This is a genomic window from Variovorax sp. Varisp85, from assembly GCF_047304045.1.
Taxonomy (GTDB): Bacteria; Pseudomonadota; Gammaproteobacteria; order Burkholderiales; family Burkholderiaceae_C; genus Variovorax.
The window spans coordinates 1-12,755 of record NZ_JBGLYN010000109.1; the positions used below are offsets into that span (position 1 = coordinate 1).

The 12,755-nt window shown below is 67.3% G+C and carries 10 protein-coding genes; 3 read left to right on the forward strand and 7 right to left on the reverse strand.

The features are described from left to right. Nucleotides 1-175 precede the first annotated feature (175 nt). The 7 genes from ACCC97_RS27815 to ACCC97_RS27845 all read right to left on the reverse strand — a co-directional run bounded on the left by ACCC97_RS27815 (nucleotide 176) and on the right by ACCC97_RS27845 (nucleotide 8,044). Nucleotides 176-1,126, reverse strand: coding sequence for a branched-chain amino acid ABC transporter permease (locus tag ACCC97_RS27815; protein WP_413336191.1), 951 nt, complete (start codon nucleotides 1,124-1,126; stop codon nucleotides 176-178). Continuing rightward, nucleotides 1,123-1,995, reverse strand: coding sequence for a branched-chain amino acid ABC transporter permease (locus ACCC97_RS27820; protein WP_007832654.1), 873 nt, complete (start codon nucleotides 1,993-1,995; stop codon nucleotides 1,123-1,125). Before ACCC97_RS27820 ends, ACCC97_RS27815 begins: the two co-directional genes overlap by 4 nt. A gap of 161 nt (nucleotides 1,996-2,156) precedes the next feature. Further along, the gene (locus ACCC97_RS27825) at nucleotides 2,157-3,326 is read right to left on the reverse strand and encodes an ABC transporter substrate-binding protein (RefSeq protein WP_007832653.1); all 1,170 of its coding nucleotides are present in this window, start codon (nucleotides 3,324-3,326) and stop codon (nucleotides 2,157-2,159) included. Nucleotides 3,327-3,453: 127 nt separating this feature from the next. Next, nucleotides 3,454-4,269 carry an alpha/beta fold hydrolase gene (locus tag ACCC97_RS27830; protein WP_413336202.1) on the reverse strand — a complete coding sequence of 272 codons (816 nt, stop codon included), beginning with the start codon at nucleotides 4,267-4,269 and terminating at the stop codon, nucleotides 3,454-3,456. Nucleotides 4,270-4,423: 154 nt separating this feature from the next. Next, nucleotides 4,424-5,971, reverse strand: coding sequence for a benzoate-CoA ligase family protein (locus ACCC97_RS27835; protein ID WP_413336193.1), 1,548 nt, complete (start codon nucleotides 5,969-5,971; stop codon nucleotides 4,424-4,426). Between the two features lie 31 nt (nucleotides 5,972-6,002). Beyond that, nucleotides 6,003-7,553 (reverse strand): 3,4-dehydroadipyl-CoA semialdehyde dehydrogenase, encoded by a 1,551-nt coding sequence (locus ACCC97_RS27840; protein ID WP_413336195.1) that lies wholly within the window; start codon nucleotides 7,551-7,553, stop codon nucleotides 6,003-6,005. Beyond that, nucleotides 7,550-8,044 carry a DUF4863 family protein gene (locus ACCC97_RS27845; RefSeq protein ID WP_413336197.1) on the reverse strand — a complete coding sequence of 165 codons (495 nt, stop codon included), beginning with the start codon at nucleotides 8,042-8,044 and terminating at the stop codon, nucleotides 7,550-7,552. The genes ACCC97_RS27840 and ACCC97_RS27845 overlap by 4 nt, the downstream gene beginning before the upstream one ends. A 163-nt stretch (nucleotides 8,045-8,207) precedes the next feature. Here ACCC97_RS27845 and ACCC97_RS27850 point away from each other — a divergent pair, with 163 nt between their 5' ends. The 3 genes from ACCC97_RS27850 (at nucleotide 8,208) to boxB (ending at nucleotide 12,703) form a co-directional block, all read left to right on the forward strand. Then, nucleotides 8,208-9,155 carry a helix-turn-helix transcriptional regulator gene (locus ACCC97_RS27850; protein WP_413316313.1) on the forward strand — a complete coding sequence of 316 codons (948 nt, stop codon included), beginning with the start codon at nucleotides 8,208-8,210 and terminating at the stop codon, nucleotides 9,153-9,155. 409 nt (nucleotides 9,156-9,564) lie between these two features. Next, entirely contained in the window at nucleotides 9,565-11,241 is a 1,677-nt protein-coding gene (gene boxC / locus ACCC97_RS27855) for a 2,3-epoxybenzoyl-CoA dihydrolase (protein WP_413336199.1), read from the forward strand. Between the two features lie 34 nt (nucleotides 11,242-11,275). Further along, the gene (boxB, locus tag ACCC97_RS27860; RefSeq protein WP_413336201.1) at nucleotides 11,276-12,703 is read left to right on the forward strand and encodes a benzoyl-CoA 2,3-epoxidase subunit BoxB; all 1,428 of its coding nucleotides are present in this window, start codon (nucleotides 11,276-11,278) and stop codon (nucleotides 12,701-12,703) included. The last annotated feature ends 52 nt before the right edge of the window (nucleotides 12,704-12,755 follow it).

Here is a 12,755-nt window from a genome sequence, read left to right on the forward strand (position 1 = left end):
CAGGCAGAGCGCGCGATGGAGGCGCCGCTTGCCCCCACCCCGGCCCTCCCCCAGCGGGGGAGGGAGAAATGCAGGGAACACCGCGGAGCCGGCTTTGCCGGGCCGCTGGTGTTGCCCCCGGTGAGGGGGTTGGCGAAGCGACACGAAGTGCGCGAAGCCTGGGGGAGAGCTGACTTCACACGGCCTCCTTCGGCGACAGGCGCTTCACAAGCCCGATCAGCCCCTTGGGCAGCAGCGCCACGAACACGATGATCGTCAGGCCCAGCGTCAGCTGCCAGTGGTCCGCCATCGGGCCCATCACCGCATGCGTGGAGAAGATCTCCTTCAGCAGCGTGAACGCGATGGCGCCGATCACCGCGCCGCGCAGGTGGCCGAGGCCGCCGAGGATCACCATCAGCAGCACCTCGCCCGAGTTGTGCCATGCCATCAGTTCCGGGTTGACCACGCCATCGCGCGAGGCCAGCAGGAAGCCGGCAAGCCCGGCCAATGCACCCGCCAGCACGAAGGCCGCGAGCTTGTAGGCATACACCGAGAAGCCCGCGGCGCGCATGCGCTGCTCGTTCACGCGGATGCCCGCCAGCGCCGCACCGAAGCGCGAGCGGCGGATGAGCGCCAGCAGCCCGTAGGTGAACACCAGCGAGGCCAGCACCACGTAGAACAGCACCGTGCGGTTCTCCATGTCGAGCGCGCCGAGGGCGGGCCGCACGTACATGTAGATGCCGTCGCTGCCGCCGCCGACCTTGGTGTCGTGGAACACGAAGAAGGCCATCTGCGCGAAGGCCAGCGTCACCATGATGAAGTACACGCCGCGCGTGCGCAGGCTCAATGCACCGACGAACAGCGCATACAGCGCCGCCGCACCCATGGCCAGCGGCAGCAGCAGCGCGAAGTTGCCGCCTTCGCTGCCTGAAGCGAGCACCGTGACGTATGCGCCGATGCCGTAGAAGGCCGCATGGCCCAGGCTCACGAGCCCGGTCATGCCGACCAGCAGTTCGAGGCTCAGCGCGAAGATCGACAGGATCATGATCTTCACGACGAAGTCGGAAACGTAGTTGCCCATGAACGGGCCCGCCACGCCGATGAGCACGGCGCACAGCACCGGCACGAGGAATGCGGTCTTCTTCATGGTCGCCTCCCCATCAGCCCTTCGGGCTTCCATATCAGCACGATGGCCATCAGCAGGTAGATGCCGATGCCGCTCAGGTCCGCGAAGAACACCTTGCCGAAGGTATCGACGAAGCCCACCAGCAGCGAGGCCACCAGCGCGCCCGTGATCGAGCCGATGCCGCCGATCACCACCAGCACGAAGCAGATGATGAGCACGCTCGCACCCATGTTCGGGTACACCGAGGACATCGGCGCCGCGATCATGCCGGCCAGCGCCGCCAGCGCCACGCCCGCCGCGAACACGATGCGGTAGAGCCGCTTCACGTCGATGCCCAGGCCGCGCACCATGTCGCGGTTGCTCGCACCAGCGCGGATCATCATGCCCAGCCGCGTGCGGTTGACCACCCAGTACAGCGCCACGGCCAGCACGATGCAGGCGGCCGAGGCGAAGAGGCGATACCACGGATAGCTCATGACGTTGCCCAGCGCGAAGCTGCCGTCGAGCCATGCCGGCACCTTCACGCCGTGCACGTCGTTGCCCACGAGGATGGAGCGCAGCTCCTCGAACACCAGGATGAGCCCGTAGGTCATCAGCACCTGCTGCAGGTGGTCGCGCTGGTAGAGGTAGCTGAAGAAGGCCCATTCGAGCAGGTAGCCGAAGACGGCCGCCAGCACCACGCCGGCCACCAGCATCAGCAGGAACTGGTCGCCGAACAGCGGCGCAAGCGCGAACGCCATGTACGCGCCGATCATGTAGAAGCTGCCGTGCGCAAGGTTGATGACGCCCATGATCCCGAAGATCAGCGTCAGCCCCGAGGCCACCAGGAAGAGTAGGAGCCCGTACTGAACCGAGTTCAGGCACTGGACCAAGAAGGTTCCGAAATCCACGTTAGGTCATCCCTGTGAGGCCGAAAGAGAGCGTGGCGCGATAGCGCCCGCGATGTTCGGGAGACACCGCGGAACCGGCTTTGCCGGGCCGCAGGTGTCGCCCCCGGAGAGGGGGAAGGCGAAGCGACACGAAGTGTGCGCAGCCTGGGGGAGTGCCTTGTCTACATCCGGCAACCGCGAGCGGGGTCGGCGAGACCCTTGATCGCGGTGCTCACCAGCTTGTTTTCCTTGCCTTCTACCTTGCGCAGGTAGATGTCCTGCACCGGGTTGTGCGACTTGCTCACCGTGAAGGTGCCGCGCGGGCTGTCGATCTTCGCCTTCTCGATGGCGGCCGTGAACTCGGCCTTCTTCGAGATGTCGCCCTTGGTGGCGGCAAGGCCCACGCCCAGCATCTGCGCCGCGTCGTAGCCCTGCACCGCATACACGTCGGGCTGCAGCTTGAAGGCCTTGGCATAGCCGACGCGGAAGGTGTTGTCGCGCGCGGTGTTCAGGCCGTCGGCATAGTGCAGCGTGGTGAGCATGCCCTGCGCAGATTCACCCTGCGCGTCGAGCGTGCCGTCGGTGAGGAAGCCGGGGCCGTACAGCGGAATGGTCTTGTTCAGGCCGGCGGCCTGGTAGTCCTTCACGAACTTCACCGCGCCGCCGCCGGCGAAGAAGGCGTACACCGCATCGGGCTTGGCCGCCGCGATCTCGGTCAGCAGCGCCTGGAATTCCACGTTGGGGAAGGGCAGCGTGAGCTGCTTGTCGACCTTGCCGCCGTTCTTCTCGAAGCCTTCCTTGAAGCCTGCAACCGACTCGTCGCCGGCCGCGTACTTCCAGGTGATGGTCATCGCCTTCTTCTTGCCCTGCTGCTTGGCCGCCACCTCGCCCATCGCGTAGGCCGGCTGCCAGTTGCTGAACGAGCTGCGGAAGATGTTGGGCGCGCACATCGGGCCGGTCACCGCGTCGGCACCGGCATTGGGCACGATCAGCACGGTGCCGCTTTCCTTCGCGGCCTTGGCCATGGCCATGGCGACGCCCGAGTGCACGGTGCCCACGATCACGTCGACGTTGTCGCGCTTGATGAGCTTGTTGACGTTGTCGGTGGCCTTGGCAGGGTCGGACTCGTCGTCGACCTTGAAGTATTCGATCTCGCGGCCGGCGAGCTTGCCGCCGTGCTCGTCCACGTAGAGCTTGAAGCCGTTCTCGATGGCCACGCCCAGGGCGGTGTAGGTGCCGCTGTAGGGCAGCATCAGACCGACCTTGAGCTTGCCTTGCTGGGCGTGGCCCAGCGTGGCGATGCAGGCCAGGGCGAGGGCCGTCAGGGTGGTGCGGGCGATGCGGGTGCTCATGTGATCTCCTGGCGTGGTATTGAAATGAAAGGGGAACGGCTTGAAGACGGGGGCGACGGGTTGGGGCGCGTGTCTTCACGACGCGCCGCCGCTGGCGCAGATACTTTAAGGGTAAATCATTTATCTCTCAAACACGAGTTTTCCCTGACCGGGGATTCCGGTCGCCCATGAATGAAACGGTCGCCACTATCGCTTTTTCGGGCTGGTCGCGATGCGGGGAATGCCCGCAGTCAGGCAGCTCCAGCAGCTCGGTGCCCGGCACGCGCCTGGCGATGCCGCGAATCTGCGCGAGTGTGCCGTACTCGTCGTCGATACCCTGCATAGCAAGAATCGGGCAACGGATGCCATCGAGCTCGGCTTCGATGTTCCATTGCCTGAAAGGCGGATGGAGCCAGACGCGGTTCCAGCCCCAGAAGGCCGAATCGACGTCGTCGTGATAGCGGCCCAGCTTCTTCGGCAGGTCGGTCTCCAGGTAGGCCAGCCGGGCCTGCTCGATGTTGGCCAGCGTCACGTCCTCGACGAAGATGTGCGGCGCCAGCACCACCAGGCCGGCCACGTGCTCGGGAAAGCGCGCCGCATACAGCAGCGAGATCGAGGCGCCGTCGCTGTGGCCGAAGAGCCAGGGTTTCTCGTCGCCGAGCTCGAGCGCGGCGAAGAGGGCGGGCAGCACTTCATGTGCCTGGCGGTGCATGAAGTCGACGTCCCAGGTCTCGTCGCCGGCGCGCGGGGTGGAGCGGCCGTAGCCCGGGCGCGAGAAGACAAGGCCGCGGGCGCCGGCGGCTTCGCACAGCCGCGTCGGGAAATCCTTCCACATGGCGACGGAACCGAGGCCTTCGTGGAGGAAGACGATCAATGGCGCATCGGTGCGCTCCGGGGCGATCCATTGGCACTCGATGCGGACCGGGCGGCCGCGCCAGGTGATGTTGGCGAACGCCGTGCTCATCATGTTGCCTCCGGCTGTTGCTCCTTCCCCCTTTGGGGGAAGGTTGGGATGGGGGCAAGCGGCGCCTGCAAGGGCTGCGCGTGCATGAAGGCCGGTGCCCCCACCCCGGCCCTCCCCCAGCGGGGGAGGGGGAAAGAGGAAGACGGGGTGCGTATCACGCCTGCTTTTCCCTCTCGCGCAACCTGAACCGCTGGATCTTCCCCGTCGCCGTCTTCGGCAGCTCGCTCACGAACTCCAGGAACCGCGGGTACTTGTACGGCGCGAGGCGTTCCTTGACGAAGGCCTTCAGCTCTTCCTCGGTCACCGCGGCGCCATCCTTCAGAACGACGAAGGCCTTGGTCTTCGTCAGCCCTTCGGCGTCCTCCTTGCCGATCACCGCGGCTTCCAGCACCGCCGGGTGCTGCATCAGCGTGGCCTCGACCTCGAAGGGCGACACGTAGATGCCGCTGACCTTCAGCATGTCGTCGCTGCGCCCGGCGTAGGTGTAGTAGCCGTCGGCATCGCGCGTGTACTTGTCGCCGCTCTTGGTCCAGCCGCCCTGGAAGGTCTCGCGCGACTTCTCGCGGTTGTTCCAGTACATCAGCGCCGAACTGGGGCCGCGGATGTAGAGGTCGCCCACCTCGCCGTCGGGCACGGGGCGGCCGTCCTCGCCGCGCAGCTCGACCTCGTAGCCCTCCACCGGCCGGCCGGTGGTGCCGTAGCGCACGTCGCCGGGGCGGTTGGAGATGAAGATGTGCAGCATCTCGGTCGAGCCGATGCCGTCGATGATCTCGCAGCCGAAGTGCGCCTTGAAGCGCTGCGCGAGTTCGCCGGGCAGCGCCTCGCCGGCCGAGGAGCACATGCGCAGCGCCACGGCTTCGCGCGCCGGCAGCTTCGGCGAGGCGAGCATGCCGGCAAAGCCAGTGGGCGCGCCGAAGAACACGGTGGGCTTGTGCTCCACCCAGCGGCGGAAGGTGGCGTCGGGCGTGGGCCGTTCGGCCATCAGCACCACGGTGGCACCGACCGACAGCGGAAAGGTCAGCGCGTTGCCCAGCCCGTATGCGAAGTACATCTTGGCGGCCGAGAAGCACACGTCGTTCTCGGTGAGGCCGAGCACGGGCTTGCCGTAAAGCTCGGCCGTCCACCACAGGTTGGCATGCGTGTGGACCGTGCCCTTGGGCTTGCCGGTGGAGCCGGAGGAGTAGAGCCAGAAGCCGGGGTCGTCGGAAGCGGTCTGCGCCGGCGATGCCAGGGGCGGGGCGGCGGCGAGCGCGGCTTCGAATTCCTGTGCGCCCTCGGGCAGCGTACCCGTGGGCTGCGACACGATCAGCGCCTGCACTTCATGGTCGCCGCGCGCCATCGCCTGCTGCAGCGTCGGCAGCAGTGCGCCGGACACCAGCACGGCCTGCGCGCGGCTGTGATCGAGCATGTAGGCGTAGTCGTCGGGCGTGAGCAGCGTGTTGACGGCCACGGGCACCACGCCGGCATAGAGGCAGCCGAGAAAGCTCACCGGCCAGTCGTTGCCGTCGAGCATCAGCAGCAGCACGCGCTCTTCGCGGCGGATGCCTGCCGCCTTCAACGCGGCGGCGAGGCGGCGCGCGCGGTCTTCGAGCTGGCCGTAGCTCAGCGTGCCGCGGTCGTCGATGTAGGCGGTGCGATCGGCGCGGCCGCGGTTGAGGGCGAACAGGTGCTCGGCGAAGTTGAATCGTGTGGGCAGGGTCATGGTCTTGTCTCCTTCGGCCGTGTCTCTCGTTCTAGAGGCCGAGTGCGGCGAGCACGCCGGGGCTTGCCTGCACCGCGCTTCGGCGGTGATAGAAATCGAGCGCGCGCAGGCCGCCCAGTTCGGCGCCGCCGCCCGCGCGGCCGGGACCGCCGTGCATCGACATCGGCATCACGTTGCCGTGGCCGGTGTGGGCCTGCGCCACCTCGGGGGTGATGACGTGCACACGGCCGTGGCTCGGTGCGACCGACAGCGCAGCCTGCGCGAGCGCGGCGTCGTCGCTGCCATACAGGGAGGTCACGAGCGAGCCCTGGCCGCGGTGCGCAAGTGCGATGCCGTGCGCGAGATCGCGGTACGGCAGCAGCGTGGCCACCGGCCCGAACACTTCCACATCGTGCACGCGCTGCGCCGCATCGGCGTCGCGCGTGCCCAGCAGCACGGGTCCGATGCAGGCGGCGACCTTCGGGTCGGCATCGATGAGCGGCTTGTTGCGGCTGTCGTGCAGCACGGTGGTCTGCGTGGCCAGCGCGTCGAGGCCGTCGCGCACCACATTCAGCTGTGCGCGGCTCACGAGCGAGCCCATGCGCACGCTCTCGCTGCGCGGATTGCCCACCGTGATGCCCGCGAGTTTGGCGCCGATGGCTTCGGCCGCGGCGTCGTACACCTCGGCCGGCACCAGGATGCGGCGGATGGCGGTGCACTTCTGGCCCGACTTCACCGTCATCTCGCGCACCACTTCGCGCACGAGCAGGTTGAAGGCCTCGCTGGCAGGCGCTGCGCCGGGCAGCAGCAGGGCGCTGTTGAGGCTGTCGGCCTCGATGTTCACGCGCACCGAGCGTTCGGCCACCGCGGGGTGCGAGCGGATCACCGCGGCCGTCTCGGCCGAGCCGGTGAACGAGGCCACGTCGAAAGGTTGCAGCGCATCCATCAATCCGGCCGAGCTGCCGCAGACGATGGACAGCGCGCCTGCGGGCAGCACGCCCGCGTCGACCACGTCCTTCACCATGCGCTGCGTGAGCCACGCGGTGGCCGTGGCGGGCTTCACGATCACGGGCACGCCCGACAGCAGTGCGGGCGCGGCCTTTTCCCACAAGCCCCACGAAGGAAAGTTGAAGGCGTTGATGAACAGCGCCACGCCATGCGTCGGCACCTGCAGGTGCTGCGACTGGAACACCGGCTCTTTGCCGAGCTTGACCGCGTCGCCGTCGCGCAGCGCACGCATGTCGCCGAGCGTGTCGCCCCACTTGGCGTACTGGCCGAGCGTGAAGATCGCGCCGTCGATGTCGACGGCCGAGTCGTTCTTCACGGTGCCGGAGTTGGCGGTGGCGATGTCGTAATAGGCGTCGCGGTTGGCCTGCAGCATTTTCACGATGGCTGCGAGCAGCCCGGCGCGCTGGCGGTAGGTGAGGGCGCGCAACGCATTGCCGCCCTGTTCGCGGGCGAAGGCAAAAGCTTCGGGCAGGTCGAGGCCGGTGGCGTCGACGCGTGCGAGCTCGGTGCCCAGGACCGGGTCGAACAGGGGCGTGCCGGCGCCCGATCCGCTTTGCCAGCGGCCGGCGACGTAGTTGGGAAGGAGTTCGGTCATGGGGTGAACTTGATCTGCCCTTCGGGCAGCAGATAGAGAACGAGCGCGCGGCCTTGCGCCACGGTCGGGCGGTGCGCGGTGCCGGGCCCGTAGACGCACCAGCCTGCCGGGCGCCCGTCGAAGGTGGCGTCGGCGCTGCCCTCCAGCGGCATGATCAGGTCGATCTCGCCGTTGGGGTGCGTGTGGTGCGGGCCGGCGATGTCCTGCATGTCGACCACGTCGACCGAGAAGCGGTGCAGCGCGTCCTCGGCCTTGAAGACGTGGCCGTACCGGATGCCGCCGCCCTCGCGCTCGCACAGCCAGCCTTCGGCGACGCCGCCGATGCAGGCCTGGCGCAGCTGCTCGAAGCGGGCGCTGCCTGCGCCGTGGGTGGCGTTGAGCCATTGGTCGAGCCCGCTGTCGAGCGGCCTGCCGGCGATCTCGGCGGTCAAGCCTGCAATCAGCTGGTGAAATGCTTCCTTGCCTGTGGCGGCGGTGCTTCGGTCGGACATCGTGGGGCCTCGAACTTTTGAACTACCTTGCAGAATCTCTGCGCGTGCAGTATCTTGCGTGTGGCCGAACGATAAGCATCGAGACAATGAGTGTCAAGCAATATAGTGCATCCATGGTGTTTACCCTGAGCGCGCACAATTCCGGTGAAGAACGAGGAATTGCATGAACGAGCATGTAGACGCGGTGCTGGCCACCGCGCCGGAAAGTGGCGGCCCCGGCAACGGCCTTGCGCCTGCAGGAGAGGCGAAGAACCCGCTGCTGGCGGCATTGGGCGATCGGGTGCGCAACCTGCGCGCGCAGCGCGGCCTCACGCGCAAGGCCGTGGCCGTTGCAGCGGAGGTGTCGGAGCGCCACCTCGCCAATCTCGAATACGGCATCGGCAACGCGTCGATCCTCGTGCTGCAGCAGGTGGCCGGCGCGCTGCACTGCTCGCTGGCCGAGCTGGTGGGCGACGTGACGACCAGCTCACCCGAGTGGCTGCTGATCCGCGAGCTGCTCGAACACCGCAGCGAAGCCGACCTGCGCCGCGTGCGCGTGGCGCTCGGCGAACTGCTGGGCACGGCCTCGGTCGATCCGGCGCGGCACCGCCGCATCGCGCTCGTGGGCCTGCGCGGCGCGGGCAAGTCGACGCTGGGGCAGATGCTGGCGGAAGACCTGGAGATCCCGTTCATCGAGCTGAGCCGCGAGATCGAGAAGCTCGCGGGCTGCAGCGTGCGCGAGATCCACGACCTGTACGGCACCAACGCCTACCGTCGCTACGAGCGCCGCGCGCTGGAAGAGGCGGTGCAGATCTACAGCGAGGTGGTGATCGCCACGCCGGGCGGCATCGTCTCCGACCCGGCCACCTTCAACGAGCTGCTCGCGCACTGCACCACCGTGTGGCTGCAGGCCGCGCCCGAGGAGCACATGGGCCGCGTGGCCGCACAGGGCGACACCCGCCCGATGGCCGCCAGCAAGGAAGCGATGGAAGACCTGCGCCGCATCCTGAACGGCCGCGCCGCCTTCTATTCGAAGGCCGACCTGTCGGTGGACACCAGCGGCAGGACCTTGTCGCAGAGCTTCCAGGCGCTCCGTGCGGCGACCCGCCAGTCGATGGGTCTGGGCGCTTGAGCTGAATCTTCAGGGTTCGCTCACGCCGGCGGGGTACCTTGCTCCGCGAATGTCCCCCGGCCTGCGGCCTCCTCCTTTATTTCGCTGCGCAAGGCACCCCGTCGGCGTGAGCGTTCGGAGCACTGGTTGATTGGCTGCAAACCAGCAGCGTGCCCTGTGCGCAGGGCATCGGGTGCTCCCCGCAGCGAAATAAAGGGGGAGCCCGAAGGGCGGAGGACATTCGCGGAGGGGAGTACCCGGTGGCCTGCGCACTTCCCCGAATCCCCAGCCCAGCCCGAAATCTGAAAAAAAGTGCAGCAGGCATTGACTTGCCTACATGCATGCAGCATGATGCATGTCATCGGAGCAGTAAAGTGCACTATCTTTCCTGTTCACGGTTTCCGAACACTGCCCCACAGGAGACTTCCGCATGACCGACACCACCACGCTCCAGGCGCCCCCGCGCGTCGACTACCGCACCGAACCCGGCCAGTACCGCCACTGGTCGCTGAGCTTCGACGGCGCCATCGCGCGCCTCGTGCTCGACATCGCGGAAGACGGCGGCATTCGCCCCGGCTACAAGCTCAAGCTCAACAGCTACGACCTGGGCGTGGACATCGAGCTGAACGACGCGCTCAACCGCGTGCGCTTCGAGCACCCCGAAGTGCGCAGCGTGATCGTCACCAGCGGCAAGGACCGCATCTTCTGTTCGGGCGCCAACATCTTCATGCTCGGCGTTTCGGGCCACGCCTGGAAGGTGAACTTCTGCAAGTTCACCAACGAAACCCGCAACGGCATCGAAGACACCTCGAAGCACTCGGGCCTGAAGTTCCTCGCGGCCGTGAACGGTGCCTGCGCCGGCGGCGGCTACGAGCTGGCACTGGCCTGCGACGAGATCCTGCTGGTGGACGATCGCTCCTCCGCCGTGTCGCTGCCCGAAGTGCCGCTGCTCGGCGTGCTGCCCGGCACCGGCGGCCTGACCCGCGTGACCGACAAGCGCCACGTGCGCCATGACCTCGCCGACATCTTCTGCACCAGCGTCGAAGGCGTGCGCGGCCAGCGCGCGGTCGACTGGCGCCTGGTCGACGCGGTGGCCAAGCCCGCGCAGTTCGCCGCCGCCGTGCAGGAGCGCGCCTCGCAACTCGCGGCCGGCAGCGATCGTCCCGCCAACGCCAAGGGCGTGGCGCTGGCCCGCCTGGAACGCACCGACAGCGCCGACGGCATCGCGTATTCGAACGTCAACGTGCAGATCGACCGCAGCAAGCGCACCGCGACCATCACCATCAAGGCGCCCACCGGTGCGCAGCCGGCCGACATCGCCGCCATCGAAGCCGCGGGTGCCGCCTGGTGGCCGCTCGCGATGTGCCGCGAACTCGACGACGCCATCCTCAACCTGCGCACCAACGAGCTCGACATCGGCACCTGGCTGCTCAAGACCGAGGGCGACGCCGCCGCAGTGCTCGCGTCCGATACGGTGATGCTCGCCCACAAGGACCATTGGCTGGTGCGCGAAACCATCGGCGCGCTGCGCCGCACGCTGGCGCGCCTGGACGTGTCCTCGCGCAGCCTGTTCGCGCTGGTGGAAGCTGGTTCGTGCTTCGCCGGCATGCTGGCCGAGCTGGCCTTCGCGGCCGACCGCACCTACATGCTCGCGCTGCCCGACGACGCCGAGCGCGCACCGAAGCTCACGCTGAACGAATTCAACTTCGGCTTCTTCCCGATGGTCAACGACCAGAGCCGCCTGCAGCGCCGCTTCTATGAAGAGGCCGCGCCGCTCGAAGCCGCACGCACCGCCGCCGGCAAGCCGCTCGACGCCGACGAGGCGCTGAAGCTCGGCCTCGTGACCGCCGCACCGGACGACATCGACTGGGACGACGAGATCCGCATCGCCATCGAGGAGCGCGCCGCCATGTCGCCCGACGCGCTCACCGGCCTCGAAGCCAACCTGCGCTTCGCAAGCAAGGAGAACATGGCCACCCGCATCTTCGGCCGGCTCACCGCCTGGCAGAACTGGATCTTCAACCGTCCCAACGCCGTTGGCGAAAAGGGCGCGCTGAAGGTCTACGGCACCGGCCAGAAAGCCGGCTTCGACATGAACCGCGTCTGACAGAACAGCAGTCCGTACAACCCAAGGAACAACGATGAGCACGATCAACTACAGCGAGAAGATCCCCAACAACGTCAACCTCGGTGAAGACCGCACGCTGCAGCGCGCGCTCGAGGGCTGGCAGCCCAACTTCATCAACTGGTGGGACGACGTGGGCCCCGAGGGCTCGACCAACCATGAGGTGTACCTGCGCACGGCCGTGAGCGTCGATCCGCAGGGCTGGGCCCAGTTCGGCCACGTGAAGATGCGCGACTACCGCTGGGGCATCTTCCTGAACCCGGGCGACGCCAACCGCGAGATCCATTTCGGCGACCACAAGGGTGAAAAAGCCTGGCAGGACGTGCCCGGCGAGCACCGCGCCAACCTGCGCCGCATCATCGTGACGCAGGGCGACACCGAGCCCGCGTCGGTCGAGCAGCAGCGCCACCTGGGCCTCACGGCGCCGTCGATGTACGACCTGCGCAACCTGTTCCAGATCAACGTGGAAGAAGGCCGCCACCTGTGGGCCATGGTCTACCTGCTGCAGAAGCACTTCGGCCGTGACGGCCGCGAAGAAGCCGATGCGCTGCTGCAGCGCACCTCGGGCGATGCCAACAACCCGCGCATCCTGGGCGCCTTCAACGAGAAGACGCCCGACTGGCTCGCGTTCTTCATGTTCACCTACTTCACCGACCGCGACGGCAAGTTCCAGCTGGCCGCGCTGGCCGAGAGCGCGTTCGATCCGCTGGCGCGCACCACCAAGTTCATGCTGACCGAAGAGGCGCACCACATGTTCGTGGGCGAGAGCGGCGTGTCGCGCGTCATTGCGCGCACGGCACAGGTCATGAACGAGCTGAAGACTGACGACGCGCAGAAGATCCGCGCTGCCGGCTGCATCGACCTGGGCACCATCCAGCGCTACCTGAACTTCCACTACAGCGTGACCATCGACCTGTTCGGCGCCGACCAGTCGAGCAACGCCGCCATCTTCTACAGCTCCGGCCTGAAGGGCCGCTACGAAGAAGGCAAGCGCACGGACGACCACATCCTCAAGGGCCAGACCTACAAGGTGCTCGAGGTGAAGGACGGCCAGCTGGTCGAGAAGGACGTGCCGATGCTCAATGCGCTGAACGAAGTGCTGCGCGACGACTTCATCAAGGATTCGGTGGCCGGCGTCGGCCGCTGGAACAAGGTGCTCGAGAAGGCCGGCATCCCGACGCGCCTGACGGTGCCGCACAAGGCCTTCAACCGCCAGATCGGTGCGCTTGCCGGCATCAAGATGTCGCCCGAAGGCCGCGTGGTGAACGACATCGAATGGGCCGCCAAGCGCGACGAATGGCTGCCGAGTTCCGAAGATTTCGCTTTCGTGGCATCGTTGATGGGCCGCGTGGTCGAGCCGGGCAAGTTCGCCGGCTGGATCTCGCCGCCGGTGATGGGTATCAACCGCCAGCCAGTGGATTTCGAGTACGTGCGGTTCGGTTGATCTGGGATTTCGGTATTGCTCCTTCCCCCGCTGGGGGAAGGCTGGGATGGGG